The organism is Arthrobacter sp. DMZ02-1R (assembly GCF_057747935.1).
This window is the reverse complement of record NZ_CM173230.1, coordinates 1,457,201-1,483,343: the sequence shown is the minus strand read 5'-3', so window position 1 is coordinate 1,483,343 and position 26,143 is coordinate 1,457,201. Positions and strand designations below refer to the sequence as shown.

The window sequence follows — 26,143 nt, the reverse complement described above, 5'->3', positions numbered from 1 at the left end:
CCGCGCCTTAGACCCGTCCGGGGGTGCTGAATGGCCATCACAGGCCGCTTTGTGCTGCTGGTATTCGCCGCGTTGGCGCCCTTGTTGCTGTTCCCCGCATGGGGTACGGTCCTCCTCATCGCCGCCGGGCTTGTAGCCCTGATGTTGTCCGACATCCTGCTGGCCGCGTCGCCTGCCAAGGTTTCCCTGCGGCGCCAGGATCCGGGCAATGTCACCCTCCACTCGGAGGCGGAATCTGTACTCACGCTGGAGAACGGCAACCGCCGGACCTTCCGCGGTCTGGTGCGCGACGCCTGGCAACCCTCCGCCGGGACCATAGCCCCCGTCCAGCGCGTCGAGATCCCTGCCGGTGAGCGGCGGCGAATGTCAGTTCGGCTCCGGCCCACACGGCGTGGCGACCTGACGGCACCACACGTCACGCTCCGCTCGATTGGCCCCCTCGGGTTGGCGGCGAGGCAACGAACTGTGACTCTCCCCGGCCACCTGCGCGTTCTGCCGCCTTTCCACTCCAAGCGGCACCTACCCTCAAAGTTGCGGAAACTACGGGAACTCGACGGCAAGGCTGCAGTCCAGATCCGTGGAGCCGGCACCGAGTTCGATTCGCTCCGGGACTACGTCCGGGGCGATGACGTGCGCTCTATCGACTGGCGGGCGACCGCGCGGCGCACCGCCGTCGTCGTCCGGACCTGGCGCCCCGAACGGGACAGACGCGTCGTGATCATGCTCGACACCTCGCGCACGGCGGCAGCACGCATCGACGACGAGCCCCGCCTGGACACCGGGATGGAAGCCGCCCTCCTGCTCGGAGTACTGGCAGAGCGCGGCGGGGACCGGGTGGACTTCTTCGCGTTCGATCGACGCGTCCGCGGGCGCGTCGACTCAGCAGCCAAGGGCAATCTCCTCGCCTCCTTGGTCCAGGCGATGGCGCCGCTCGAGGCCGAACTGATCGAGATGGATTGGGCGCAGATCCCGGCTCAAGTGCGGGCCATTTCCGCTCACCGTTCCCTGGTAGTGCTGCTGACCTCGCTCGACGCCGGGGCCCCCGAGGAAGGACTGATTCCCTTGGTGGCGCAATTGGTGAGGCAGCACGTCGTGTTGGTTGCATCGGTCCGTGACCCCCTGCTAGGGCGAATGAAGGAGGAACGCACGACGGCGAGCCAGGTCTTCCGTGCCTCGGCCGCCGAGCGGGCCCTCCTTGACCGTGAGGCAGTCAGCGCCCAACTGCGCCAGCTTGGTGCAGAAGTAGTCGACGCCGAGCCGGTTGACCTGCCGCCTCGCCTGGCCGATGCGTACATTCGGCTGAAGGCTGCGGGCCGTCTATAGCCCAGCCAGGCACTGAGCTATCAAACCAACACCCACAACCCGAGGAAACCACCATGAGCACTCCGATCTACGAGTTGGCGCTGGGCAGCAAGTTCCGGCAGTTGCAGCCTGAACTCCAGGACTATTTCTCTCTTGCGCCGGGGTCCGGATCATACGGAATCGGCGAGGGTGTGTTCGATGTGGTCGGCTGCCAACAGAAATGGCTCCGGCCGCTCCTGGCCACGGTTGCCGGAGAACAGGCCTTCTTCCCGGAGTACGGTGAGCGCATTCCGTTCCGCATCGAGAACCACGCACACCTTGATCCGTTCGGACGGTCCAGCCTCACGGCACGACGTGAAATCTTCTTTCCCGGGCGTACGCGCCTGTTCCATGACACCACGGTCGCGGAAACCGGCAACGACGGCGGCACCCGGCTCGTCGACTATCTGGGCCGCTACCGCCGGCTGGCCACGGCGCTGGATTTGGATGTCACACCTGAGGGGCGGCTTCGCGGGGTCTCGGGCGCGTCGCGTTTGTTCCTGGGTCCCCTGAGGCTGGCCTTGCCAATTGCCCTCGATGCGAAGGCCTACGCGGAGCAGTGGTGGGATGCGGCGGAAGGCAAGCATCGGATCCAGGTGAAGGTGCTCCAGAAACACGTCGGCCTGGTTCTTGTTTACGCGGGCTCCTTTGATTACCGATTGGCGCCGTCGCTGCCCGGGACGGATGGCGCCGCAGCCTCGCAGACCGCCACCGCCGCCGTCGGGCTCCCCCGCTATGCCGAGCCGGACCGCTGGGAACAGCGGGTCTAAAGAAGCCGGGAAGCGGCTAGCCGAGGGCGAGCTGGTTCAATCCATCGGCAAGCTGGGTCAAACGGGTCAGGACCTCTTTGGCTCCAGACGGCGAGTACCCCGCCAGCCCGTCCGACGGTGTAACACGCACGGCCCCCAAGCTCGACGCCGGTAAGCCGAGTTGGCGCCAAGGCCGCCAAACGGTGTCCATCACCTCGGCGGTGCGTGGCAAGGTTGCCCGCGGATTGTCAGTGGCCAAAGCGCCGGCCCAGAAGCGCTTGCCGTCCTCTACCGCCGTCGCAATCTGTTCCCATTGGCGCGTGGTGAGCGCCTTGAGCGGAAGGGCGACGCCGTCGGCTCCGGCGGCCAGAATCTGCTGGATGGGTGCTTCAATCTCCCGAACGGAGACTACTGTCTCGGCCACTCCAGCTGCCCGCAGAGCGTCAATCACCAACCGCCAGGCGCCCGTGACCTCTTCGCCAGGGATGGACCGCAGGGTACGGTAGCCGCTCGCGGTGGGAATAGTACCTGCCAATACAGAAGCAATGTCTGGCTCGTCGATTTGGACCACCACTTCGGCTCCCGGCACGGCGGCCCGGACCCTCGCTATGTGCTCGGCGATGCCGGCGGCCAAGGATTCCGCAATGTCCCTGCGGGCACCGTAGTCAAGAAGGGCACGCTCCCCGTTGTGCAGGTAAAGACCCGTGGCGAGGCTCATGGGACCGCGCAGCTGAATCTTCAGCGCCTCCGCGGAAGACTCTTCCGAGCCGGCAACGTCAGCCAGGACGTTGATGTCGGTGGCAAGCGCGGACCTTGCACGCCGCAGGTCTTTCCCCGGGCGGTCAACCAGGCGCCAGCCGTGGGGCTGCACGTCGATGGCCAACTCAACCAGCAGTGAAGCAGTCCGGCCAAGGGGATCGGATCCAACGCCACGGTCCGGGAGCTCAGCCAGGAACGGCAGGTGCGGATTGCCCAGTTCGCCACGGATGATCCGTGCGGCCTCCGCGGGATCGGTCCCGGGCCAAGGACCCAGGGCCGTCGCCGTGACCTGGTTCTGCGCGGTTTCTGCGGGCATGTGTTCAGGCCTGCGCGATGGATGCCTGGTGGTCTTCGGCGATTGCCTCGTGGTGCCGGATGACCTCGCTGATGATGAAATTCAGGAACTTCTCGGCGAAGGCAGGATCGAGGTGCGCTTCCTCGGCGAGTCTGCGCAACCGTGCGATCTGGGCGGATTCGCGGCCCGGGTCCCCTGCCGGGAGCTTGTGCGTCGCCTTGAGGACTCCAACTTTCTGGGTGGCCTTGAAGCGTTCCGCGAGGAGGAAGACGAGGGTGGCATCAATGTTGTCGATGCTGGACCGGATGGAGAGCAGCTCGTCCATGACGGACTTGTCCACACGGCCGGCAAGGGAGCTGGCTACGGGATCGAAGGAATCGGCGTCGGGAAGGGCATGGTTCTGCTCGGTCATTCCTCCAGTCTATGGTGTGCTGGCCGCGCCTCGAGGGGCAGAATGGGCATGTCCGCGCCGATGAAAAGGAGAGCACGCATGAAAATCGCAGTTCTTGGCACCGGAATGGTGGGGCATGCATTGGCCAGCAAGCTGGTGGCGGTTGGCCATGAGGTCATGATGGGTTCCCGGGAGGCGGGCAATCCCAAAGGAACGGAATGGGCGGCGCAGGCGGGTTCGGCAGCTAGCTCGGGTTCCTTCGCCCAGGCGGCGGCCATGGCAGGGATAGTGGTCAACGCAACGCCCGGCACGGTCTCGCTCGCGGCGTTGAGTGAGGCCGGGGCGGCGAACCTCGCAGGCAAGGTCCTGGTTGATGTGTCCAATCCCCTGGACTTTTCCGCCGGGTTCCCGCCGTCGCTCTCCGTCTGCAATACCGACAGCATTGCTGAAACCATCCAGCGTTCCTTCCCCGAGGCCCGCGTTGTCAAGGCCCTTAACACCCTGGAGGCTCCGCTGATGGTTGATCCCCTCAGGCTCGCCGACGGCGCCCATGACGTCTTCGTGGCGGGGAACGACGACGCCGCTAAAGCCACCGTCGTCGCGCTCCTGCGGGAGTTCGGCTGGCTCCCCGAACACATCCACGACCTTGGCGGTCTCGACGCCGCCCGCGGCCTGGAAATGTGGATGCCGCTGTGGCTCCGGATCTTCATGCGCCAGCCGAAGGACAAGCTCTTCAACATCAGCATCGTCTCCGAATAGGCAGCACGGGAAAGACCGCCACAGACGAAAGACCCGCCTTTCACTGAAAGGCGGGTCTTTCCGTCGAGGCTAGCTTCCGAGTAGCTCGGTGCCCAGCAGCTCGCGGTTGTCTTCCCGGCGTCGGGCCTGCTCATCAGGATCCGGTACCGGCAGCGAGGCGATGAGCCTGCGGGTGTAGTCGTGCTGCGGATTGCCCATGATCTGGCTACCGATTCCCTGCTCCACCAGCTTGCCCTTGAACAACACGCCCACCCAATGGGAGAGCATGTCCACCACTGCGAGGTCGTGGCTGATGAACAGCGCGGCGAAGCCGAACTCTTCCTGGATGTCCTTGAACAGTTCAAGGACCTTTGCCTGTACGGAAACGTCGAGGGCCGAGGTTGGCTCGTCGGCGATCAAAAGGCGCGGGTTGAGCGCGAGGGAACGCGCCAGCGAAGCACGCTGCCGCTGCCCGCCGGAGAGCTCGTGCGGGAATCGTTCAGCGTACGACGCCGGCAGCTGCACCGATTCGAGCAACTGCGCCACGCGCAGGCGTGCTTGAGCCGGGCTCGGGTGGGTGTGGATGAGCAGCGGTTCCGCTACGCACTCGCCGATTGTCAGCTGGGGGTTGAACGAGGCCGCCGGGTCCTGGAAAACGAAGCCGATGTCCTTGCGAAGCGGCTTGAACGTGTGTTCCTTGAAGTCCAGCATTTCGTAACCGAGGACCTTGAGGCTGCCACCGGTTATCCGGTTGAGGCCGGCGATGGCGCGTCCGATAGTGGACTTGCCCGAACCGGACTCGCCTACCAGGCCAAAGACCTCATTCTCGGAGACCGTAAAGCTGACGTTGTCCACGGCCTTGAACCCGGGTTTGCCGAGGCGGCCCGGATACTCGATGGTGAGGTTCTTGGCTTCAACGAGGACTTTCCCGCCTTGGTGCAGCCGTTGGGTGGCCCCTTCGGATGCTGAGTTGCGGCCGAGGTGCGGCACGGCGGCCAGCAGCTTCTTGGTGTAGTCCTGCTTGGGCTCGGCGAAGAGAACCTTGGCCGTGGCTTCTTCGACGACGTCGCCTTGATACATGACCACCACGCGGTCGGCAAGGTCTGCTACCACACCCATATTGTGTGTAATGAGCACGATCGAGGTGCCGTATTTGTCCCGTAGATCCCGGAGCAACTGCAGGATCTCGGCCTGGACAGTGACGTCCAGTGCCGTCGTCGGCTCGTCCGCCACGATCAACCCCGGGTTCAAGGCGAGCGCAGCGGCGATGACAACGCGTTGCTTCTGGCCTCCGGAAAGCTGGTGGGGATAGTAGTTGACACGGGTTTCGGGATCGGGGATGCCCACTTTCCGCAGTGCTTCCGTGGCTCGCTTCTTGGCCTCCCTGGCCGAGATCCGGTGCCCGTCCGTGGCATGGGCCCGGATGCCTTCGGCGATCTGCCAGCCCACTGTGAACACGGGGTTCAGGGCCGTGGAAGGTTCCTGGAAGACCATGGCCACGTCCCGGCCACGGATCTTGCGCAGCTTGGACGCGCTGACGCTGATGACGTTGTTGCCATTGATCAGCACGGCTCCCGAGCTGACGGCCGTCTCCGGGAGCAGACCGAGAATGGTTTTGGCGGTGACCGTCTTGCCGGAGCCGGACTCCCCCACGATCGCAAGCACTTCTCCGGCCTTGACCTCGAGGCTGACGTCCTTGACGGCGTAGACGTCGCCACTGTCCGTGGCAAAGGTGACTTTGAGCCGTTCGATGTCCAGGACGGGCCGCCCTGGGTCCTGCGGCTGGTCCGAGATGTTGCCGATATTGGTGGTCATGCCTTACCTGCTTCTGATTCAGGAGCGGAAGGGGCTCCTGTGTTCTTGCCGTCGGTTCCTGCCGTGCCTTTGGAGCGGGAGGCCTTGCCTCCAGCACGCTTGCGTCCGCGTAGGCGGGGATCGTTGAGGTCGTTGATGCTCTCGCCGACCAAGGTCAAGCCAAGCACTGTGAGGACGATCGCGATACCGGGGAAGACGCCGGTCCACCAGATGCCGGAGGACGCGTCGGCCATGGCCTTGTCGAGGTCGAAGCCCCATTCGGCCGCAGAGGACGGTTCGATGCCGAATCCCAGGAAGCCGAGGCCGGCCAGGGTCAGGATTGCTTCGGAGGCGTTCAGCGTGAACATCAGCGGAAGTGTCCTGGTGGCGTTCTTGAAGATGTGGCGGGTGATGATCCGCAGGCTGGAAGCACCCAGCACCATGGCTGATTCGACGAACGGCTCGGCCTTGAGCCTGATGGTTTCGGCGCGGATCACGCGGAAGTATTGCGGCACGAACACCACGGTGATTGCGAACGAGCACGAGAAGATGCCGCCCCAGAAGCTCGATTGTCCCCTGCTGACGACGATCGAGATGACGATCGCCAGCAGCAGCGTCGGGAAAGCATAGATGGCGTCCGCAACGACCACCAAGATCCTGTCCAGCCAGCCACCAAAGTAGCCGCTGAGCAGGCCCACTGCGACGCCGAGGAAGATGGACATAGCCACCGAGACGACGATGACTGTCACCGCCGTCTGGGATCCCCAGAGCACGCGGGAGAGGACGTCGTAGCCGCCGACCGTGGTACCGAGCAGGTGCTTGCTGCTGGGGGCCTGTTGGGTGGGGAACGTGCCGGAAGCGTCACTCAGTTGGGAGTAGCCGTAAGGCGCTATGAACGGCGCGAGGACCGTGCAGAGCAGGAAGAAACCGGTCAGTACGAGCCCCGCGATGAGCATGCCGCGCTGCAGGCCAACGCTCTTGTTGAGGTGCGAAATGACAGGGAGTCCGGCCAGGAAGGATTTCTTCCGTCCGGAAATTGTTGCAGTGCTCATCTCAGTACCTCACTCGCGGGTCGATCAGCGCGGCGATGATGTCCACGACGAAGTTGGTAAAGGCGACGATGACGGCCAACAGCACCACAATGCCTTGGACTGCCACGAAGTCCCTGGCGTTCAGGTACTGGACCAACTGGTAGCCGAGCCCCTTCCATTCGAAGGTGGTCTCGGTCAGGACAGCACCGCCCAACATGAGGGCGATCTGCAGGCCCATGACGGTGATGATGGGGATCAGCGCCGGCTTGTAGGCATGCTTGGTGACGAGCCGGAACTCGCTGACGCCGCGCGAACGGCCGGCCTCAACGTAGTCCTTGCCCAGCGTGCCGATGACATTTGTCCGGACGAGGCGCAGGAAGACGCCTGCGGTCAGGAGGCCCAAGGCAACGGCTGGAAGCACGGCGTGCGAGATGATGTCGCCCAGCGCGTTGAAGTTCCCGCTGCGCAATGCGTCTAGCCAGTAAATGCCGGTCGGAGCCGCGAGTTGACCCATGGTCAGCTCGGTGCGGGTGGAGACACGCCCGGCCACTGGCAGCCAGCCGAGCCACACGGAGAACGTCAGCTTCAGCAAAAGCCCCGAGAAGAAGACCGGGGTGGCATAGCAAAGGATGGCAAAGCAACGGAGGAAGGCGTCTGCAGCCTTGTCGCGACGCTGAGCGGCGATCAGGCCCAACGGGATACCGACCGCGAGGGCGACGATCAGCGCGTTGATCGACAACTCAAGGGTGGCTGCGCCGAACGTCGACAGCATTTCGACGACGGGCCGCCGGTCCGTGATGGTGGTGCCGAAGTTGCCGGTGACCAATTGGCCCAGGTATTCGAAGTACTGGATGATGATCGGCCGGTCGTAACCGGCGTCGTGGATTCGTTGTGCCAGGACGTCGGGAGGAAGCCGACCACCCTGCGCTGCAGTGATGGGGTCACCGATGACCCGCATGAGGAAGAAAACCAGCGTTACAAGGATGAAGATCGTGGGAATGATCAGGAAAAACCTGACCACGATGTACCTGCCCAGACCTCCGCCCGCTGATTTGCTCTTGGGAGCGACCGCGTCCGGTTCGACGTCGGGCACCTCTATAAGTGTTGTCATTGCTACCTAAAGTTCATTGCCCGCGGATCGCGCGGGGTTTTGCTCATATGTGAGGCAATCAGCAGTAAGGGGAGGCAAAGCGCCTGTTGGCACCCGCCTCCCCCGACCGGCTGCTTACTTTGAAACGGTTCCCAATCGGAACTTGAAGGATGCGTCAAGCGTCTTGTCGACGCCGTTCACGCCCTTCGCCGAGATGGCAACTTGTGCACCCTGGAGCAGCGGCAAAGTGGAAATGTCCTTCGCCAATGCGTTCTGGGCGTCCTTGATGGCCGACTCGCGGGCCGACTTGTCCGTGGTGGTCAGCTGCTTGTTGATCAGATCCGTCACGGCCGGGTTGTCGTAGTGGTTCTTCAGGAAGCCGCCCTTCGGGAAGAAGGGGGTGAGGTAGTTGTCGGCCTCGCTGAAGTCCGGGAACCAACCGAACTGGAACAGCGGGTACTCGTCGGCACGGCTGGCCTTGCTGTAGGTCACCCATTCGGTGGACTGCAGGTTGACCTTGAAGAGACCCGACTTCTCAAGCTGGTCCTTGATCATGGCGTACTCGTCGCCTGAGGACTTGCCGTAGTGGTCCGGGTTGTACTGCAGGTTCAGGGTGACAACATCCTTGACGCCGGCGTCGGAGAGGACCTTCTTGGCCTTATCCAGGCTCGGCTTTCCGTTGTCGCCGTATGCGTCCTTGAACGACTCGTTGGCGCCCAGGAAACCGCTGGGAACATTGGAGTACAGCGGCAGGTATGTGCCCTTGTAGACCTGGTCGGCGATTGCCTGGCGGTCAACGAGGTTGGCGATCGACTGGCGGACGGCGAGTGCCTTGGCCGGGTCCGCCCCCGCTGCCTTGGCGCCAAAAGGCATGGTGTTGAAGTTGAACGTGATGTAGCGGATTTCGCCGCCTGGTCCAACGTTTACCTTGACCTTGGAGTCCTTCTTGAGGTCATCGACATCGGTGGCGCTGAGGCTGCGGTTGGCAACGTCGATGTTACCCTGCTGGATGTCCAGCTTCATGTTGGTCGGCTCGGCGTAGTACTTGATGGTCGCGGCGTCATTGGCCGGCTTGCCCAGCACACCCTTGTAGTCCGGGTAGGCCTTGAGGCTGATGAGCTCGTTCTTCTTGTAGCTGTCGATCGTGTACTGGCCGTAGAAAGCCTTGGCCTTGATGATGTCATCATCGGAGAGCAGCTTGTCCGCCGGGAAGACTTGGTGGTCCACAATCGCCGCGGCCGGGCTGCTGAGGATCTGTGCAAACGTCTGGTCGTTGGCGAGCTTCAGCTTGAAAACTGCGGTGTTGGCGTCGGGGGTGGAGACACTGTCCAGGTTTTCGAGGAGGGACGCCGGACCTGCGGGGTCGTTGATCTTGACCTGGCGGTCGAACGAAAACTTAACGTCGGTGGAGTCCAGCGTGTGACCGTTGGCCCACTTGAGTCCGGACTTCAGCTTGACGGTGAACTCGGTGGGCGACGTGAACGACGCCGATTCCGCCAGGTCCGGGACGGGCTCCGCGCTTCCGGGCTTCGAGTTAAGGAGGAAGGAATAGACCTGGTTCATCACCATGAAGGAACCGTTGTCGTAAGAACCAGCGGGATCGAGCGCGGTCACTTTATCGGTGGTGCCGTAGGCGATCGGGCCGCTGGCAGCTGAAGAAGCCGAACCGCCGCCGCCGGACGGGCCCGTGCAGGCCGTCAAAGCGAATGCGGAGATGCCCGCGAACGCGATAACGCTGCGCAGGGCTTTTTTGTTCATTGCCATCAGTGAACTTTCTGTTCGATGGATACGGCGTACCGCCGTCGATAATTTCCTCGGAGCACATACTCCTGATTCCACGATTCAATCAGAAGCATTCCTGGTGAAACGTTTGATTCTGTGAGTTGAGACACAAAATTTACTTTTCTTTGGTCGAGTCACCGGCTATATCGATCACCATGCGCAGAAACGCCTGATGCCGAATGGCTATTCACCCGTCCGGTGGAACTTGTCCTGGACTCCGCTCGACGCCTCCTCTTCGGCAGCTCCTGCCAGTGGTCGGGGACCGCACCGACGAACGGCTCACGCAGCAACGCCGTCGGAACCTTATAGCCCATGCGGTCGATGGACCCGAAGCGGATAAGTTGGTGTCCCGCTTGTAGCCGGTGGCCGTCACAAGGTCGCGCGCCTTCAACACGAGTCGACCCTCCGGATTCCACGGCATGCGCTGGCCCAGCGCCGATTCGAAGAGGTCAAGGGTTGCCGAAGCCACGCCGTAGACGTGCTGGGCCAGGAACCTCGAATCGTCAAGGAGTGCCCGCAAGTCCGCGGGCGGGTCCTCGGCCCTTCAGTGGAGGCAATGTCGCACGCCCGCTTAGAGCGCTGCCGCGGACACCCTTAAGCGGACACCCTTAAAGCGCTGCGCGCTGGAGGGACCGGGCTGCGTCGATGGTTGCCTGGCCAAGGACGCGCGTGCCTTGATACAACACGATGGTCTGTCCGGGGGCCACTCCGCGCAGCGGATCGATAAGTGTCACCACGAGGCCTTCACGCTCGACGCCGGCGTCGTCGACATTCCGCTCTACCGACGCCTTGGCCGGGACGGGGTCGCCATGGGCCCGCACCTGGGCATAGCAGTCGAACTCGGCTCCAGTAGCTACCTCGGCGATGGGCAGTCCGGCCCAGGAAACCTTGATTCCGCGGATCTCGTCGATGGCGAGCAAGGCTTCGGGCCCGACGACAACCTTGTTTTCCTTGGGCCGGATTTCCAGCACGAAGCGTGGCTTGCCGTCAGCGGCAGGAGTGCCCAGCTTGAGCCCGCGGCGCTGGCCGACCGTGAACGCGTTGGCGCCTGGGTGCTCCCCTACCTTGGTCCCGGCCTCGTCCACGATGTCGCCTGTAGTCATGTCGATCTTTTCGGCAAGCCAACCCGCGGTGTCGCCATCCGGGATGAAGCAGATGTCATGGCTGTCCGGCTTGTTCGCCACGGACAGGCCACGGCGCTCGGCCTCCGCGCGGACCTCGGCCTTGGACGGGGTCTCGGCCAGCGGGAACATGGAGTGCTTGAGCTGTTCGTGGGTCAGGACGCCGAGAACGTAGCTCTGGTCCTTGGCCCAATCGGCCGCGCGGTGGAGCTCGGGATTGCCGTCTGCATCCTGGATGACCTTGGCGTAGTGGCCCGTGCAGACCGCGTCGAAGCCCAGCGCAATGGCCTTTTCCAGCAAGGCCGCGAACTTGATCCGCTCGTTGCAGCGCATGCAGGGATTGGGAGTGCGACCCGCGGCGTATTCGTCGATGAAGTCCTGGACGACGTCTTCCTTGAATCGCTCCGAAAAGTCCCAAACGTAATACGGGATCCCCAGCACATCGCAAGCGCGCCACGCGTCACGGGAGTCCTCGATCGTGCAGCAGCCGCGGCTGCCGGTACGCAGCGTTCCGGGCATGCGTGACAGCGCCAAGTGGACGCCGACGACGTCGTGCCCCGCCTCGACGGCGCGGGCGGCGGCAACTGCGGAATCGACTCCGCCGCTCATGGCTGCAAGAACTCGCATGCTGGCTTTCTGTTGGTGTTGGGGAGAAGAATTGCGGCTGAAAAGAGTAAGCGCGCCCGACTATTCTAGCGCCCCGCCGGAATGGCCCCCAAAATGCCTTGACCGCGATCAGGGACACTTCTAAAGTCAAAACTATCAGTTTTAGATGTTCGACTGCGTGAACCGTCCGCGTCCACGCGAACCTCCACGCCCCCGCGAATCGAGTCACCATGGACACTGAACACATCGTCATCGCCGGCGGCGGGCTGGCCGGAGCCACTGCCGCCAAAACCCTGCGCTCAGAAGGATTCGAAGGCAGGATCACGGTGGTTTGCGCCGAGGATGAGCAGCCCTATCTGCGTCCTCCGCTTTCCAAGGAGTTTCTCTTGGGCAAGGCAGAAGAGGACGCCGTCCCGGTGCTGGCGGCCGGCTGGTACCAGGAGAACGGCGTCGAGCTCCTCCTCGGCGAGGCGGCCATTGCCGCGGATCCTGCCACCCACACCGTGCAGCTGGATTCAGGGACGCAACTCGAGTTCAGCCGGCTACTCATTGCCACGGGAGCGCAACCGCGGCACATCCCCCTCCCCGGTTCCGAACTGGCCGGCGTCACGACGTTCCGGACTTTCGACGATTCACGCAAACTCAAGGAAGGGCTGTCAGCCGGCGGAAGAAACGTGGTGATGGTCGGCTCTGGCTGGATCGGCATGGAGCTTGCCGCGGCCGCCAGCAGCTACGGCAACGCAGTGACCCTGCTGGGACTGGAGGACGTGCCGCTGAGCCTGGCCATCGGACCCGAGCTGGGCGGCTTCTTCCGCAGCCTGCACGAAAAGCACGGCGTGCAGTTCCGGCTCCCTGCGAGCGCGGCGGAGATCACGGGACGTGACGGCAAGGCACAAGCCGTTGTCACCAACTCCGGCGAGGTCCTTCCAGCCGAGCTGGTAGTGGTGGCCGTGGGCGTTGTTCCGGACACAGCCCTGGCCGAAGCCATGGGACTGGAAATCCGGAATGGAATCGTGGTCGATTCTTCGCTCCGGGCAAGCAGTCCCGATGTCTTTGCGGCAGGAGACGTTGCCAACGCCCTCCACCCCTTCACCGGCGAGCACCACCGCAGCGAGCACTGGTCCAACGCCCTCAGCGGCGGCAAGGTCGCGGCCAAAGCGATGCTGGGGCAGGACGCGACGCTGGACGTGGTGCCGTATTTCTACACGGACCAGTTCGACGTCTCGATGGAGTACTGGGGATATCCCACGCTGGCGGCGGGTTCGGCGCCCGTCATCCGCGGCTCGATGGAGGAGAACAGCTTCATTGCCTTCTGGCTGCGGGACAGTGCCGTGGTTGCAGGCATGAGCGTCAACCAGCAACGCGTCCAGAAGCCCATCAAGGCGTTGATTTCCGGGCGGGTCCGCGTCGACACCGACCGCCTGGTTGACCCTTCGGTGCCGTTGGATCAGTTGTTGCCGGGGGCCTGATCTCCTGCTTGGCCCCTGGCAGAGTCGCCGCCATAGCCGCGGGCTACCGTCGCCGCGGTCTGGATACTGGACTCATGTCCGGCCATTCCGGCCAACTTCGCCCGGGCGTACGCGTCGGGCAGCGCCTTGAGCAGCGCGTCGACGTCGGCATCGTTCGAGGAATGACCCAGGCTGAATCGCTGCGCGCCCCGCGCGGTGTCCTCATCCAGCCCCATGGCAAGCAAGACGTGCGAGGGCCTGGGGACACCTGCGGTGCAGGCGGATCCCGTGGATGACTCAATACCCGCGAGGTCCAGCAGAAACAGCAAGGAATCGCCCTCACAGCCCGGGAAGGTGAAGTGCGCGTTGCCCGGAAGCCGGGCGTCTCCAGGCGCTCCGCGCAACACTGCCTCGGGAATGGCCGCCTGGACTCCGCCAATGATGCGGTCCCGCAAGGCACTTATTCGCTCGCGTTCCGCGGGCAGGTTCCGGGCGGCCGACTCCGCCGCGGCGGCGAACGCCGCGATCGACGCCGCATCCAGGGTTCCCGAGCGGACGTCGCGTTCCTGCCCTCCCCCGTGCTGGACGGGCGTGACCTTGGTGGACCGCCCCAGGAAGAGGGCGCCCACGCCCACTGGGCCGCCGATTTTGTGGCTTGACACCGACATCGCAGCGAGCCCCGATTCGCGGAAGCTCAGCGGAATCGAGCCGAAAGCCTGGACGGCATCCGAGTGCACGGGAATGCCGTGGCCTGAAGCGAGTTCCACAATCTCTTTGACGGGCTGAATACTCCCGACCTCATTGTTTGCCCACATGACGGTCACCAAGGCCACCGATCCCGGATCGCGTTCGATCTCTGTCCGGACAGCGTCGAGCCGCACCACGCCTTGGGAATCGACAGGGAGCCAGACTGCTTCGGCTCGTTCGTGCCGTTCAAGCCACTCGACGGTGTCCTGCACGGCATGGTGCTCGACGGCGGAGCAAAGGATCCGCTTGCGGCGGCCGTCTTCGTCGCGGCGGGCCCAGTACAGGCCCTTTACTGCGAGGTTGTCGGCCTCGGTGCCTCCGGACGTGAAGATGAGTTCGGACGGATGCGCCCCGGCAGCGGCGGCAATGGCCTCGCGCGCTTCTTCCACCGTTCGCCGGGCACGGCGCCCCGAAGAGTGCAGCGACGAGGGGTTCCCAGTCTGCGCCAGTTCGCGCGTCATTGCACTGAGGGCGACGGCGGCGATGGGCGTGGTGGCGGCATGGTCCAGATAAACAGGCACTACCCAAGTCTATCGACGGAGCGGGATGCAGGCTTTGCCAGGGGAAGGCGGTTGCTCAATCTGCCTCCTCAAACCGCCGGGCGGATCCTGGCGCAGCAGTGGCCTTCGCGGTTGTCATCAGCGATCCGGTCCTCCGCGATTCCGCACGCGGCGGCCGCCCCGGTGAGGAAGGCGCCGTTCATGGCGCAGACGACGTTTGTGTGACCTTCGGCGAGGCGGTGGAACGGGCAATTGGCCAAGAAGTATCCGCCGTCGTCGTCAGCTTCCGGGCGATAGCCGTGGCTCGTGAGAACGTCCAGGAATTGCGGCTCGGCGCTTCCTGCCTCGCGGCCCCGCGCATAAGCAGTTTCGAGGAGTACTTCGCGGGGGGAACCTCCCTCGGCCATCAGGTCCTGGATCGCCGAGGCCATCACTTCCCCGGCAAGGTCATAGTGGCGCTCCGGAACCGAGGCGCCGATCTCTTCAATGACGGGGGCGTAGAGCTTCGCAGGGCGCCCGGAACCTGGCCCAACCTTGCCACCGAGTTTGCGGAATTCAACGCTCAGGAGCCCGTCCCGGACCAACCGGTCCAGGTGGAAGGAGGCGGTGCTCCGGGGAAGTCCGAGAGCCATCGCGGCGTCGTCGCGGCTCACCGCGCGGGTGGCACCGCAGACGTGTTCATACAAGCGGCGGCGGTTGCCGTCGTCGAGCGATGCGAGGGCCGAGAGTCGACGCAGCCAGGGAAGTCCGGTCATGGATACAGCCTAACTCTAAAAACAACACTTGTTGCTTAATCCCACTGAACATTCTAAAGTCAAACTATACATTTATAGAAAGAAGGCATCATGAAAACTGCACCATCCTCGGCTCAAGTGAAAACCGGATCACTCATGTCCATGGATCCCCAGCAGCAGGCATTCCTGCTCCTTAGGACCGTGTTCACCGTGGCGCCGATCATTTTCGGCTTGGACAAGTTCACCAACCTGCTCACCCACTGGACGATCTACCTGGCCCCCGTGGCCACCTCCGTGGTGCCGATCCCTGCCCAGACATTCATGTACATCGTGGGCGTCATAGAGATTGTGGCCGGTATTGCGGTGGCGGTCCGCCCGCGCTTTGGCTCACTCCTGGTAGCCGTATGGCTTCTGGGAATCATCGTGAACCTGCTGGTGCTCGGAAGCTTCTTCGACGTCGCACTCCGCGACTTCGGGCTGCTGGTGGCCGCACTCGCGCTCAACCGCTTGGCTGTAACCGCGCGTCGCTGAACGGCCTGCTCAGGCCAACACCCGCAGTGCGCCCGGAACCACTTCGATGTCCAACGGAAGGAGGCCGATCCGCTCACCGTCGGCGTAGGCGACCACGTTTTTGGCCGCAAGGCGCACTGAGCGGACCCGGCGGATTTCCACGGCCGGATGCGACGTATGGCGGCCGGAGAAGACCTTCGGGAAGACCGCAAGGAAGGCCAGCCGGGACAGAGGCTTGACGATAAACAGATCCAGCAACCCGTCGTCGGGCGCGGCATCCGGGACGATGCGCATCCCACCGCCGATCGACTGGCAGTTGGCCACCGAAATCAGCATGGCACCCTCCCGCGATGCCACGCCGTCGGCCGTCACGGTGTAATTGATGGCCCGGAACGAACCCAACTCCCGGAGCATCGCCAGGGTGTAGCGAAACGCGCCACGTGGCCACCGCCAGGAGTTGGCCCGTTCGTTGACGGCTGCGTCGAAGCCGGCGGACACAGCCCCGGCAAACCACGTGGTCCGTCGGCCGGCGGTGATGCGGCCTGCGTCGAGCACCCGGCCACCCCCGGCGAGCGCCGAGATCACCCGGGCGCACGATCCCGCAACATCCTGCAAAGGCAGCCCAAGCATCCGGGCTACGTCGTTTCCGGTGCCCACGGGAACGATCCCGAGCGGCAACCGGGTCCCACCGAGTGAGTTGACCCCCAAATGGACCATGCCGTCGCCGCCCACCACCACCAAGGCATCGGTGCCCGCGTAAAGGGCTTCGTCCACAGCACCCCGCAGAGCCTCCATGCTGTTGCGCCGAAGTACGACGACGTCGAAGCCCGCGGCGCGGAGGCAGCGCTCGGCTTCGTCCCCGGCATGGGAGTGCCGGCCAAATGCTGCGGCGGGATTGACGGCCAGGACAATCCTTCGGCGGGGAGCGTCGCACGGCCGCTCAGGGCCTGTGCCTGGTAGGTCAAGGGGACTTTTGGCGCCGGCCGGGGAGTTCACAGCATGAATCATGCCACCGGCACGTGCGGGACCCCGGGAACTAAAGCCGGGGGCGCCGTCGTTCTCATGGATGGCTGGCTAGACTTGCCAAGATCGCTACTCCGCACCGGGACGGCGGGAAACTTCAGAATTTCCAGAGAAAGGCCCATGGTTGGCTGAGGGCAGCAGTTCCCACTATCAGGTCCTCCGGGTCCCCGTCACTGCGACGGACAAGGAGATCAAAGTGGCCTACCGGAAGGCTGCGAGGAACGCCCACCCGGACCATGGCGGGGATCCTGAAGTCTTTCGGCAGGTCACGCTCGCGTACGAGACCTTGATTGATCCCAAACGACGCGCGGAGTACGACCGCCGCTACGCGAGCGGCGCTTCGGGCAGGGCAACCCCCTACCCGGCGCAAAGACCGAACTACGGTGGGGCCGGCGCTCACGGAGGGGAAACCCACACCACCGGCGGGGTCCACAGGGCGAATGCCCCCCGCAACACGGCCGGCGACGCCCCCGTCTATGTCCCGCCCTTCGATGATCCCCGGGAGGTTCCCCTCATCTCCAAGGGCGAGGCCGCCCTGCAGATCCACGGGATTCCCCGGAAGCGTGGAATCTTCGGCGCCGAAGCCCGCATTCAGCGCGAAATGCGGACGGTCCAGCTCATCAGCCGCCAGATCCTGCCCGCCATTCCCTCGGCCCGCCTCGTCAACGGTCTCCGCTCGCCCTCGGACGACAGCCACATCGATCACGCCCTGCTTGCCGGATACCGCCTGGCTTTGATCGGCTCCATGCTGCTTCCCAAGGGCGCCTATGCCTGGGACGGGGTGGCGCTCAAGCACGGCGGCCGTTCGGTGCCACCACCGCGACTCGAGCTGATCGTGCGCCACATGCAGGAGATCTTCCCGGAATTGAATGTGACGGGCTGGGTGGTAGTCCACAGCCCGGACGGCAACCCGCACGAGCCGGTCATCGACCACTACCGGCGAACAGACGGAGATTTCGGTTCAGTCCAGATCGTCAACGCTTCCGGGCTGGCCCGCGGCCTCAAACAATTCCTGGGTTCCGGCCCCGTGCCCAACACCGTGGTTGTCCCGGTGCTCGCCCGGCTGCTGCGCGGCATGCACTGAGCTGCCCAAGCGGGCACTTCCGCTGGCTAGGATTGGTACGTGTTCCGCATCCTCTTCCACACTCCTGAAATCCCGGGCAACACGGGCAACGCTATCCGGCTCGCCGCCATCACCGGCGCGGAGCTCCACTTGGTGGAGCCGCTGGGCTTCGACTTCTCCGACGCGAAGTTGCGCCGGGCGGGGCTCGACTACCACGACCTCGCGGTGGTCACGGTGCATAAGGACATCGAGGCGGCGTGGGCGGCCTTGCAACCCGATCGCGTTTTCGCCTTCACGTCCGACGGCGAAGCCTCCTATGCGGACATTGCCTACCAGGAAGGCGACGTGCTGCTGTTCGGCCCGGAATCCGTCGGGCTTCCGGAGTGGCTGAAACAGGACCCGCACGTCACGGCCCGCGTTCGGCTCCCGATGCTGCCATCGCTCCGCTCCCTGAACCTGGCCAACGCCGCCTCCATCGCGGTGTACGAGGCCTGGCGCCAACACGGCTTCGCCGGGGCGAAACTGTAACGGCTGCTTAAACCGCTCGAGCATTCCACAAGGTCCCTGCTGGGGCTTGCCCATCCAAATCACCCGCTGCATCGAATACTCAATGCAGGCACAAACATCCTGCGCAGGCATCAAGTGCCCGGAAGGGGCGGCCGTGGAAGGGGCGCACGTGACTACTCTCAAGACTCGGAATGCGCCCGGTGCTGCCCGTGCCGCCAGCAACCGACCCCGTATCCCAGGGACTCATGGACGCCGAAGCCCTGAGCCATCCGGCGGTGGTCTCGGGCATTTCCAGCGCCGCTGCCATCGGCATCACCGTGGAACCTCTGGGCGGCTCGAAGAAACCGACGCTCCCCACCGTTGCGGCAGCACCTCTCACGTAGTTTCATCGCAACATGCTTGACCTTGACGTAGCGTCAACTTCTACGCTGGATGTATGAAGCAGGACAAAGCAGGTACGTGGACCATTTCCGAAGTGGCCAAAGCCAGCAAAGTTTCCTCGCGGACCTTGCGGCACTACGACCAGCTCGGACTATTGGAGCCTGCCCATACCGGGCACAACGGTTACCGGTACTACGGGCAGCCCGAACTGCTGCGCCTGCAGCGCATTCTCCTGCTTCGTGAACTTGGCCTTGGGCTCGAGACCATCGGCGAAGTTCTGGATGGCCAGGCCGATCCTGCGGAGGCGCTTGCCGTACACAGGACTTGGCTGCTGGCTGAGCGGGACCGCCTGGACCGGATGTCCCGGACGGTCGACGCAACTATCGCAGCACTACGTCAAGGAGAAACCATGACCGCGGAGAATATCTTCAAGGATTTCGACAACAACCCCTACGAAGCCGAGGCGCGCGAGCGCTGGGGCGACCGGGCCGTCGACGACAGCAAGGCCCGCCACTCGGCGATGACACCAGCCCGGAAGCAGGCGTTCATGGAGGAGTACGCGGCCCTTAACCAGGAACTCGCCCGCTGCTTCGATGCCGCCCTTCCAGCGGACCACCCAGAGGTCCAGGCCGCCGTTGACCGCCACTACAAGTGGATCTGCGCCAGTTGGACACCGAACGCCGAATCCTATGTGGGCCTGGGCCGGATGTATGTGGAGGACCCCCGGTTCACCGCCAATTACGACAAGGTCCGGGTCGGCTTGGCGCCCTACCTGCTGGAAGGCATCAAGATCTACGCCGCCGAAAGACTCAGCTAGGGCATCCCGCTGAAAGCGCGACGGCGGCCCGCGTCCCCCGTATGGGGAGCCGGGCCGCCGTCGTACCTACCGCTCTGTGTAGCCCCGCTAAATGATCAGCGAGAGCACCATGATGAAGGCGAAGCCGACCACCGAGATAAGAGTCTCCATCACCGACCAGGTCTTGAACGTCTGCCCGACCGTCAGGCCGAAGAGCTCCTTCACGAGCCAGAAACCGGCGTCGTTGACGTGGGACAGGAAGAGCGAACCCGCACCGATGGCCAGGGCAAGGAGTGCCGCGTGCGTCGGGCTCAGGCTGCTCGCCAATGGAGCCACGATGCCGGCGGCCGTCACTGTGGCAACCGTCGCCGAGCCTGTCGCCAGGCGGAGCGCCACAGCCACAATGAAGCCCAGGACCAGCACGGACATGTTGGCGCCCTCGGCCCATTTCTTAACGGCGTCACCGACGCCGGCACCGATCAGGGTCTGCTTGAAGCCACCGCCGGCGCCCACGATCAGGAGGATCGCGGCGATCGGTCCGAGGCTGTCGCCGAGCTTGGCCGTGATCTTGGTGCCGGTGAATCCGACGGCATATCCGAAAGTCACCATGGCGGCGAGTACGGCAAGGGTCATGGCCACGAGCGGCTGGCCCACGAAGTCCAGGACCGTACGGATCATCGGAGCATGGGCGGCGTCGGGCCAGACGATGTCCGCCACGGCCTTCAGGAGCATGAGCACCACCGGGAAGATGATGGTCAGCAACGTGACGATGAAGCTGGGCTGACGCTTGACTTCGCTGAGATCGACGGCGTGCTTGGTGTCAACGCCGCCGGCCACCGCGGGAGCATCCACGGGAACCCAGCGCGCGGCCAACCGGGAAAACAGCGGACCACAAATGATGACTGTGGGAATGGCGACCAAGAGACCCAGTGCCAGAGTGGTGCCAAGTTCAGCCTTCACCGCGCTGATGGCGATCAGTGGCCCTGGATGCGGCGGCACCAGGCCGTGCAACACGGACAGGCCCGCCAAGGCCGGGATGGCGATGCGCATGAGCTTCATCTGCGAGCGTTGGGTGACCAGGACGATCACCGGCAGGAGCAGGACGAGACCAATCTCGAAGAACATCGGAAGGCCGATGATGACTGCGACCAAGGTGATCATCCAGACCACCTTGTTGCCGCTGGCTTTCTCCAAGAGGGTGTCCACCACACGGTTTGCGCCGCCGGAATCAGCCAGGAGCTTGCCCAACATGGCGCCAAGTGCAATCAGGATGCCGACCTCTTTGAGGACGCCACCCACGCCGTCTTCGAAGTTGCTGATGACCTTGGCCAGTTCCACTCCGGATGCAAGGCCGACGAAGGCCGAGCCGAGCACCAGGGACAGGAAGGGGTGAACCTTGAATTTGGCGATCAGCAGGACGATCAGCGCAATGCCGATGGCCGCGACCACGAGGAGTTGGGTATCGTGCCCGGTCCAATTCACGCTGCGCCACCGAACGATTGCTCGGATTGTGCCTCAAGGCCGAGCCGTTCGATGATTTCGTCTGCCTCTTCCGATGGAGAAGCAGATACGCACAATGAGATGTGGTTCTCCTCCTCCGTGGGCTCTTCCAGTGCCTCGAACTGGGATTCCAGCAACGAGGGAGGCATGAAGTGGCCGTGGCGCGAAGCCAGCCGATCGGAAATCTTGTCCTTGCTTCCTTGGAGGAAAACGAACACGACTCCCTCGCCGCGAAGGACATCGCGGTAACGCTTCTTCAACGCCGAGCACGTGATGATGCCCGGCTTTCCAGCTGCTGTGCGCTCCTTGATCCAATCGGCAATGATGTCCAGCCACGGCCAACGGTCCTCATCACCGAGTGCGTGTCCTGCCTGCATCTTTGCCACATTCGCTTCGGGGTGCAGGTCGTCGCCTTCGGCGAGGTCCCAGCCCAGGCGGCCGGCCAATACGCCGGCCACTGTCGATTTACCGGAACCGGAGACGCCCATGATCACCAATACCGGTTGTTGTGCAGTCTTCGCCATCAAAGTCTGCCTTCCTCAATTAAATATGATTTAAACGAGACTAAGCATATGACACAGGTTACACATCAGCAATTTCAGAAACCGGCGATGGTTCCGGAGCCGTTGACTTCCACTACGTGGAACGCCTCGGCGCCCCGCCCGGTCGCCATCCCGGCACGCGAGGCATTCCGCTCCAGCATGCCCCGGACAGCGCGTTCCATGCCTTCCAGGTCGGGATGCTGGCTCGCATGGATCCGGATCGCGGCGAGCTTGGCGTCAATGTGCCCTGTGACGTCCACGAAATAGTTCTCACTGTTTTCCGGACCGGCAAACAGCCAAAGCCACGGCAACTTGTAGGCCTCGAGTCCGGCCTCCGCGAGTTCCGGGTAAGCGAAAGGGTTTTCAACCGCGGGGTACACGGCCCGGGTCACGATCTCCCCCACAGCAAGGTGGTCCGGGTGGCTTTTCTGGATCCGGTCCCAGTTGCGTTCCGGGTGCATCGCCAGGACGACGTCGGGACGGACCTCGCGGACCAGCTTCACCACTTGCCTGATGACTTCATGCGTCGGTTCCAGATATCCGTCACGTTCGTGGAGGTAGTGCACGTCCGTCACGCCCACGAGGGCCGCGGCTTGTCTCTGCTCCTCCGCGCGCATGGCAATGATCTCTTCACGGTGGGCCGGATCGAAGCCCCCGGCATCGCCGTCGGTCATGACGCAGTAACTGACTTCGACGCCGGCAGCAGTCCAGGCAGCGATAGTGCCAGCCGCGCCGAAGTCGATGTCGTCCGGGTGGGCAGTAAAACAAAGCACCCGCTCAACGCGCTCCGTGGAGGCGTTGAACGGGCTCTTTGTTGACGTAGCGTCAGAAGACAAAGGGATCAGCCTTTCCGCTTTTTGATCTCTTCGGTGGCCTGCGGAACAACCTTGAAGAGGTCTCCGATGATGCCAAAGTCTGCAATCTCGAAGATCGGCGATTCGGCGTCCTTGTTGATCGCAACGATCACCTTGGAGGTCTGCATGCCGGCCTTCTGCTGGATGGCACCTGAGATGCCTGCCGAGATGTAAAGCTGCGGGGAAACGGTCTTGCCCGTTTGGCCTACTTGGTAGTCATGTCCGATCCAGCCTGCGTCCGTTGCTGCTCGGGAAGCCCCAAGTGCGCCGCCCAGCGCGTCGGCCAGTTCCTCCAAGGGACCGAAGTCGCCATCGACGCCGCGGCCGCCTGCAACCACAATCCGGGCTTCGGTGAGCTCGGGACGGCCACTGGCAGGCTTCTCGGCGCGCCCGGTGATCCGTGCGGCGTTCGCCGTGGCATCGGCGGGGACGTCGACAGTGACGGATTCAGGTGTGCTTGCCGCGGCCGGGGCCTCGACGTCAACACTGTTCGGCTTGACCGTGAGCACGGCGACGGCCGTGCGAGCCTTGGCCGTGGTGGTGTACGAGCCGGCCAGGACCGACTTATGGGCTGTGCCATCGGCGTCGACGCCCACAACATCGGTGATGACACCGGCGTTGAGCTTCACGCCAAGGCGGGCTGCGATTTCCTTGCCATCCGCCGTGTTCTCCAGCAGGACAGTTTCGGCCCCTGAAGCGGCAACAGCCGCGGCAAGGTACGCGGCTTTCGGCGCGACGAGGTAGTCGTCCAGGTCCGTCGCGGATGGCCGGTAGAGAACTGAGGCTCCATGCGCCCCCAAGGCGGCAGCGACGTCGTCGTGCAGTTCGCCGTTGAAGGCGACTGCCGTGTCCCCGAGGGAACGGGCGATCGTCAGGAGTTCGAGGCTGCTCTTCTTGAGCGCCGATCCCGGGTTGTCAATGAATACAAGTGCTTTTGCCATGTGTCTGGAATCCTCTTAGAGCAGCTTCTGGGCGGCCAGGAACTCAACCAGCTTGATGCCGGCGTCGCCTTCGTCAGTGATGATGGTGCCGGCTGTGCGCGGCGGACGCGCCTCTGCGGTGTCGACGGCGGTCAGCGAACCCGCGGTGCCTACCTGTGCGGCATCCACGCCGATGTCGGCCAGGGTGAGCGCCGTGATTTTCTTCTTCTTGGCGGCAAGGATGCCCTTGAAATTGGGGTACCGGGGCTCGTTGATCTGGTCCGTCACGGATACCAAAGCCGGCAAGGTTGCCTCGACGGTGTCCGCGTGAGCGTCGCCGTCACGGCGGGCGACTACGCGTTCGCCGTTGACTTCAAGGGAAGAAGCAAACGTGACCTGCGGGAGCCCGAGCCGCTCGGCGAGCTGGGCGGGAACCAAAGACGTTTCGCCGTCGGTCGAGGCCATGCCCGTCAGGACAAGGTCCACGGGTGCGTCAGCGCCGAGATACCGGATTGCCGCGGCGAGGGCCAGCGAGGTGGCGGCTGCATCGGAACCGGCCAAAGCATCATCGCTCAAATGCGCACCTGAGGAGGCTCCGATTTGCAAGGACTTCTTGATGGCGTTCACGGCGCCGGCGGGACCCATGCTCAAGGCGATGACCTCGTTGCCCGCTTTCGCACCTCCGCGTGCCTCGCTGAGCTGCAGGGCGGCTTCAAGCGCATACTCGTCCAGTTCGGAGAGGATGCTCTCGTCGCGGTCCGTCGTGTTGCCGGGGCCGGTGAGGTGTCGGTCGAACTGCGCGTCCGGGACGTGCTTGACCAGAACAACAATCTTCAATGTGTCTCCCACTGTGTTCGAGGCAGCCTTCCATACTCGGGGATGGCCAGCAGCTGGCGGCATGGCCAAGAGTGCCCAGCGTAAGGGCTCGTCCTAGCTAAGCATATTGCGGGACAAGTCGGGCAACGCCGTGTACCCGCGTTAACTCCTGTTTCATGGATCGCTCGCATTTGCCGGGCTAAGCACGCGACGGCGGGCGGCACCGTGTGGTGCCGCCCGCAGTCGTAGATTACTAGCTTGTTGCCCAATGGAACGCTACTGTGCGGCGTCCAGGGTCACATCGAGCTCCTGCGTCTGACCGCCGCGCTGGATGGTCACCTTGACCGTTGAACCTGCCGGCCGCTCACGGACAGCCGCGGTGAGCTGATCGGGGTCGTTGACGTCCATGCCTGCGAACTTGGTTACGACGTCACCCACCTTGATGCCTGCTTTCTCGGCAGCGGAGCCCGCGGTGACGCTTGCCACCTGAGCGCCTACCGAGAACCCGGAGGTGCTTCCTGTGGCCGACTTGGGCTGCACGCTGACGCCGAACTGCCCATGGCTGGCCTTGCCCGACTTGATGATTTCATCAGCAACACGCTTCGCGTTGTTGATGGGGATGCTGAAGCCCACACCGATGTTGCCGCTTGAGGAAGACGAAGAACTGTTGCTGCCGGCCGAGGCGATCGCCACGTTGACGCCGATGATCTCACCCTTGGAGTTCACCAGGGCCCCACCGGAGTTGCCCGGGTTGATGGCTGCATCGGTCTGGATCACGTTGAGCGAAACGGTGCCTTGGCTCGCACTGCGCTGGCTTTGGCCACCGCCTGGAGGAGCGAACTGGAATCCTCCCTGGCCGCCACCCTGCGAGCTGTCGGAGCCGCCGTTGGGAACAGCCGAGGACGCCACACTGATGGTGCGGTTGAGCGTAGACACGATGCCGTCGGTGACGGTGCCCGGCAGGCCGAGAGGGGCGCCAATGGCAACGGCGTTGTCCCCAACGTTGATCTTGCTTGAGTCACCGAGCGTAGCCGGCACCAGGCCCGAAGCGTTGTCCACCTTGATGACGGCGAGGTCCGACAGTGGGTCCGTACCTACGACCGTCGCCTTCATGACGCGTCCATCACTTAACCGCACTTCAATCGCGGCGTTGGCGCTGGCGCCGTCGAGGGTCACCACATGGGTGTTGGTCAGGATGTGTCCCTGATCATCGAGGACGATGCCGGAACCCGTGCCGCCCTGGCTTCCGCTGGAGGCCATGATGGTCACGACGCTGGGCGAAGCCTTGGCTGCTGCTGCCGTGATGGCGTTGACGTCATCCTTGTTGTTGACGATCACCGTTCCCGTCTGGCTGCTGCTGGCAGCGATCTGGGTCCGGCTGCCGAACAACTGATCACTGGCGGCCACCACGCCGCCGCCCACGAGCCCTGCGGCCAGGATGCTGGCCACCAAGGTGCCGACGCCGAAGACTGGCTTGCGCTTAGGGCCGGCCACTGGACCGCCCGGGTGGGCCGCTGCCGGGAACTGCTGGGTGGGATAGTGCTGCGCGGGATTCGGTCCACCGTAGAAAGGCTGGTGCTGCGGATATGGGTGCGCCTGGCCTGCGGCGTAGTCCGGGCGCTGCGGTTCCGCATGCTGCGGCGCCGCGCTGTGCTGGGAGGCGCCGTGCTGTGCTGGGTTGTTCTGGGGAGCGCTGTTTTGAGGCGCATTGTCTCGAGGCACACTGTGCTGCGCCTGAATCCGTTCGGTGGCGCCTTCGGCCGGGCCCTGGGCCCAAGGTGCCGGGGTCTGCGCTGTGTAACCGGGTTGCGCGGTGTGACCGGGCTTTGCGGTGAAATCCTGACCCGGCTGGTATGCCGGCAGCGGCGCCGTAGGCTGGGAGCTTGCTTGCTTGTCCCCCTCCGCCTTGCCGTTGCTCTCAGGACCATGGTTCTCTGGGCCATTGTTCTCAGGCACGGCGCCCTGTGCTGGGTTCTCCGTCATGGGACTTCCTTTCTTCCTCGTCCCCTTAACTATCGTCGCTCTTGCTGAATCAAGAGTCGACGTTCGCTGGGAGCTTGCTGAACGCCGTCCTCGGAACGGACATGTGCCCCGAGCGGCCCCGG

The 26,143-nt window shown here is 63.9% G+C and carries 25 protein-coding genes; 9 read left to right on the top strand and 16 right to left on the bottom strand.

All coding sequences use genetic code 11. The annotated features are described in order from the left end of the window. Positions 1-30: 30 nt before the first annotated feature. Both AC3ANQ_RS07185 and AC3ANQ_RS07180 read left to right on the top strand, forming a co-directional pair. Positions 31-1,323, top strand: a complete 1,293-nt coding sequence (locus tag AC3ANQ_RS07185; protein WP_488304448.1) for a DUF58 domain-containing protein — start codon at positions 31-33, stop codon at positions 1,321-1,323. Between the two features lie 53 nt (positions 1,324-1,376). Beyond that, on the top strand, positions 1,377-2,111 hold the full coding sequence (locus tag AC3ANQ_RS07180; protein WP_488304447.1) for a DUF4166 domain-containing protein: 735 nt from the start codon (positions 1,377-1,379) through the stop codon (positions 2,109-2,111). Between the two features lie 16 nt (positions 2,112-2,127). On the opposite strand, the gene AC3ANQ_RS07175 is transcribed toward AC3ANQ_RS07180, so the two are convergent. Continuing rightward, positions 2,128-3,165 carry a uroporphyrinogen decarboxylase/cobalamine-independent methonine synthase family protein gene (locus AC3ANQ_RS07175; protein ID WP_488304446.1) on the bottom strand — a complete coding sequence of 346 codons (1,038 nt, stop codon included), beginning with the start codon at positions 3,163-3,165 and terminating at the stop codon, positions 2,128-2,130. Positions 3,166-3,169: 4 nt separating this feature from the next. After that, positions 3,170-3,556, bottom strand: a complete 387-nt coding sequence (locus AC3ANQ_RS07170; protein ID WP_488304445.1) for a chorismate mutase — start codon at positions 3,554-3,556, stop codon at positions 3,170-3,172. Positions 3,557-3,634: 78 nt separating this feature from the next. Between AC3ANQ_RS07170 and AC3ANQ_RS07165 the strand changes: the two genes are divergently transcribed. After that, entirely contained in the window at positions 3,635-4,294 is a 660-nt protein-coding gene (locus AC3ANQ_RS07165) for an NADPH-dependent F420 reductase (protein ID WP_488304444.1), read from the top strand. A 69-nt stretch (positions 4,295-4,363) separates the two neighbouring features. On the opposite strand, the gene AC3ANQ_RS07160 is transcribed toward AC3ANQ_RS07165, so the two are convergent. The 5 genes from AC3ANQ_RS07160 to mnmA form a co-directional block, all read right to left on the bottom strand. Continuing rightward, on the bottom strand, positions 4,364-6,088 hold the full coding sequence (locus tag AC3ANQ_RS07160; RefSeq protein WP_488304443.1) for an ABC transporter ATP-binding protein: 1,725 nt from the start codon (positions 6,086-6,088) through the stop codon (positions 4,364-4,366). Then, positions 6,085-7,119, bottom strand: a complete 1,035-nt coding sequence (locus AC3ANQ_RS07155; RefSeq protein ID WP_488304442.1) for an ABC transporter permease — start codon at positions 7,117-7,119, stop codon at positions 6,085-6,087. The genes AC3ANQ_RS07160 and AC3ANQ_RS07155 overlap by 4 nt, the downstream gene beginning before the upstream one ends. 1 nt (position 7,120) lies before the next feature. Further along, positions 7,121-8,209, bottom strand: coding sequence for an ABC transporter permease (locus AC3ANQ_RS07150; RefSeq protein ID WP_488304441.1), 1,089 nt, complete (start codon positions 8,207-8,209; stop codon positions 7,121-7,123). A gap of 114 nt (positions 8,210-8,323) precedes the next feature. Continuing rightward, positions 8,324-9,952 (bottom strand): ABC transporter substrate-binding protein, encoded by a 1,629-nt coding sequence (locus AC3ANQ_RS07145; RefSeq protein ID WP_488304440.1) that lies wholly within the window; start codon positions 9,950-9,952, stop codon positions 8,324-8,326. Positions 9,953-10,578: 626 nt separating this feature from the next. Beyond that, positions 10,579-11,700, bottom strand: coding sequence for a tRNA 2-thiouridine(34) synthase MnmA (gene mnmA / locus AC3ANQ_RS07140; RefSeq protein WP_488305276.1), 1,122 nt, complete (start codon positions 11,698-11,700; stop codon positions 10,579-10,581). A gap of 227 nt (positions 11,701-11,927) precedes the next feature. Between mnmA and AC3ANQ_RS07135 the strand changes: the two genes are divergently transcribed. Beyond that, complete coding sequence (locus AC3ANQ_RS07135) at positions 11,928-13,166, top strand: NAD(P)/FAD-dependent oxidoreductase (RefSeq protein WP_488304439.1); 1,239 nt, start codon at positions 11,928-11,930, stop codon at positions 13,164-13,166. Here the strand turns inward: AC3ANQ_RS07135 and AC3ANQ_RS07130 are convergent. Both AC3ANQ_RS07130 and AC3ANQ_RS07125 read right to left on the bottom strand, forming a co-directional pair. After that, entirely contained in the window at positions 13,145-14,413 is a 1,269-nt protein-coding gene (locus tag AC3ANQ_RS07130; protein ID WP_488304438.1) for a cysteine desulfurase family protein, read from the bottom strand. The genes AC3ANQ_RS07135 and AC3ANQ_RS07130 overlap by 22 nt on opposite strands. A gap of 68 nt (positions 14,414-14,481) precedes the next feature. Continuing rightward, complete coding sequence (locus AC3ANQ_RS07125; protein WP_488304437.1) at positions 14,482-15,147, bottom strand: helix-turn-helix transcriptional regulator; 666 nt, start codon at positions 15,145-15,147, stop codon at positions 14,482-14,484. Positions 15,148-15,237: 90 nt separating this feature from the next. On the opposite strand from AC3ANQ_RS07125, the gene AC3ANQ_RS07120 reads away from it, so the two are divergent. Further along, on the top strand, positions 15,238-15,657 hold the full coding sequence (locus AC3ANQ_RS07120; protein ID WP_488304436.1) for a hypothetical protein: 420 nt from the start codon (positions 15,238-15,240) through the stop codon (positions 15,655-15,657). Between the two features lie 9 nt (positions 15,658-15,666). On the opposite strand, the gene AC3ANQ_RS07115 is transcribed toward AC3ANQ_RS07120, so the two are convergent. Next, entirely contained in the window at positions 15,667-16,632 is a 966-nt protein-coding gene (locus AC3ANQ_RS07115; protein ID WP_488304435.1) for a diacylglycerol/lipid kinase family protein, read from the bottom strand. 151 nt (positions 16,633-16,783) lie between these two features. Between AC3ANQ_RS07115 and AC3ANQ_RS07110 the strand changes: the two genes are divergently transcribed. The 4 genes from AC3ANQ_RS07110 (at position 16,784) to AC3ANQ_RS07095 (ending at position 19,427) form a co-directional block, all read left to right on the top strand. Further along, the gene (locus AC3ANQ_RS07110) at positions 16,784-17,743 is read left to right on the top strand and encodes a J domain-containing protein (RefSeq protein WP_488304434.1); all 960 of its coding nucleotides are present in this window, start codon (positions 16,784-16,786) and stop codon (positions 17,741-17,743) included. A 39-nt stretch (positions 17,744-17,782) separates the two neighbouring features. Continuing rightward, positions 17,783-18,250, top strand: a complete 468-nt coding sequence (locus tag AC3ANQ_RS07105) for a tRNA (cytidine(34)-2'-O)-methyltransferase (protein ID WP_488304433.1) — start codon at positions 17,783-17,785, stop codon at positions 18,248-18,250. Positions 18,251-18,438: 188 nt separating this feature from the next. Further along, positions 18,439-18,612, top strand: a complete 174-nt coding sequence (locus AC3ANQ_RS07100) for an anti-sigma factor domain-containing protein (RefSeq protein WP_488304432.1) — start codon at positions 18,439-18,441, stop codon at positions 18,610-18,612. A 53-nt stretch (positions 18,613-18,665) separates the two neighbouring features. Beyond that, positions 18,666-19,427 (top strand): MerR family transcriptional regulator, encoded by a 762-nt coding sequence (locus tag AC3ANQ_RS07095; RefSeq protein WP_488304431.1) that lies wholly within the window; start codon positions 18,666-18,668, stop codon positions 19,425-19,427. Positions 19,428-19,514: 87 nt separating this feature from the next. Here the strand turns inward: AC3ANQ_RS07095 and AC3ANQ_RS07090 are convergent, their stop codons facing one another. The 6 genes from AC3ANQ_RS07090 to AC3ANQ_RS07065 all read right to left on the bottom strand — a co-directional run bounded on the left by AC3ANQ_RS07090 (position 19,515) and on the right by AC3ANQ_RS07065 (position 26,021). Then, positions 19,515-20,888 carry a GntT/GntP/DsdX family permease gene (locus AC3ANQ_RS07090; RefSeq protein WP_488304430.1) on the bottom strand — a complete coding sequence of 458 codons (1,374 nt, stop codon included), beginning with the start codon at positions 20,886-20,888 and terminating at the stop codon, positions 19,515-19,517. Then, a complete protein-coding gene (locus AC3ANQ_RS07085; protein ID WP_488304429.1) occupies positions 20,885-21,430 on the bottom strand; it encodes a gluconokinase in 546 nt (181 codons plus the stop codon). The genes AC3ANQ_RS07090 and AC3ANQ_RS07085 overlap by 4 nt, the downstream gene beginning before the upstream one ends. Before the next feature lie 74 nt (positions 21,431-21,504). Continuing rightward, positions 21,505-22,284 carry a PIG-L deacetylase family protein gene (locus tag AC3ANQ_RS07080; RefSeq protein WP_488304428.1) on the bottom strand — a complete coding sequence of 260 codons (780 nt, stop codon included), beginning with the start codon at positions 22,282-22,284 and terminating at the stop codon, positions 21,505-21,507. A 5-nt stretch (positions 22,285-22,289) separates the two neighbouring features. Then, entirely contained in the window at positions 22,290-23,243 is a 954-nt protein-coding gene (locus AC3ANQ_RS07075; protein ID WP_488304427.1) for an electron transfer flavoprotein subunit alpha/FixB family protein, read from the bottom strand. A 15-nt stretch (positions 23,244-23,258) separates the two neighbouring features. Beyond that, entirely contained in the window at positions 23,259-24,059 is an 801-nt protein-coding gene (locus AC3ANQ_RS07070) for an electron transfer flavoprotein subunit beta/FixA family protein (protein ID WP_488304426.1), read from the bottom strand. 255 nt (positions 24,060-24,314) lie between these two features. After that, positions 24,315-26,021, bottom strand: coding sequence for a S1C family serine protease (locus AC3ANQ_RS07065; RefSeq protein WP_488304425.1), 1,707 nt, complete (start codon positions 26,019-26,021; stop codon positions 24,315-24,317). Positions 26,022-26,143: the final 122 nt, after the last annotated feature.

Coding starts and splice junctions, on each gene's coding strand:
- mnmA (WP_488305276.1), bottom strand. CDS start 11,700: ATGAGCGGCGGAGTCGATTCCGCAGTTGCCGCCGCCCGCGCCGTCGAG.
- AC3ANQ_RS07095 (WP_488304431.1), top strand. CDS start 18,666: ATGAAGCAGGACAAAGCAGGTACGTGGACCATTTCCGAAGTGGCCAAA.
- AC3ANQ_RS07150 (WP_488304441.1), bottom strand. CDS start 8,209: ATGACAACACTTATAGAGGTGCCCGACGTCGAACCGGACGCGGTCGCT.
- AC3ANQ_RS07075 (WP_488304427.1), bottom strand. CDS start 23,243: ATGGCAAAAGCACTTGTATTCATTGACAACCCGGGATCGGCGCTCAAG.
- AC3ANQ_RS07085 (WP_488304429.1), bottom strand. CDS start 21,430: ATGGCGAAGACTGCACAACAACCGGTATTGGTGATCATGGGCGTCTCC.
- AC3ANQ_RS07145 (WP_488304440.1), bottom strand. CDS start 9,952: ATGGCAATGAACAAAAAAGCCCTGCGCAGCGTTATCGCGTTCGCGGGC.
- AC3ANQ_RS07135 (WP_488304439.1), top strand. CDS start 11,928: ATGGACACTGAACACATCGTCATCGCCGGCGGCGGGCTGGCCGGAGCC.
- AC3ANQ_RS07120 (WP_488304436.1), top strand. CDS start 15,238: ATGAAAACTGCACCATCCTCGGCTCAAGTGAAAACCGGATCACTCATG.
- AC3ANQ_RS07180 (WP_488304447.1), top strand. CDS start 1,377: ATGAGCACTCCGATCTACGAGTTGGCGCTGGGCAGCAAGTTCCGGCAG.
- AC3ANQ_RS07065 (WP_488304425.1), bottom strand. CDS start 26,021: ATGACGGAGAACCCAGCACAGGGCGCCGTGCCTGAGAACAATGGCCCA.
- AC3ANQ_RS07185 (WP_488304448.1), top strand. CDS start 31: ATGGCCATCACAGGCCGCTTTGTGCTGCTGGTATTCGCCGCGTTGGCG.
- AC3ANQ_RS07160 (WP_488304443.1), bottom strand. CDS start 6,088: ATGACCACCAATATCGGCAACATCTCGGACCAGCCGCAGGACCCAGGG.
- AC3ANQ_RS07165 (WP_488304444.1), top strand. CDS start 3,635: ATGAAAATCGCAGTTCTTGGCACCGGAATGGTGGGGCATGCATTGGCC.
- AC3ANQ_RS07155 (WP_488304442.1), bottom strand. CDS start 7,119: ATGAGCACTGCAACAATTTCCGGACGGAAGAAATCCTTCCTGGCCGGA.
- AC3ANQ_RS07175 (WP_488304446.1), bottom strand. CDS start 3,165: ATGCCCGCAGAAACCGCGCAGAACCAGGTCACGGCGACGGCCCTGGGT.
- AC3ANQ_RS07170 (WP_488304445.1), bottom strand. CDS start 3,556: ATGACCGAGCAGAACCATGCCCTTCCCGACGCCGATTCCTTCGATCCC.
- AC3ANQ_RS07125 (WP_488304437.1), bottom strand. CDS start 15,147: ATGACCGGACTTCCCTGGCTGCGTCGACTCTCGGCCCTCGCATCGCTC.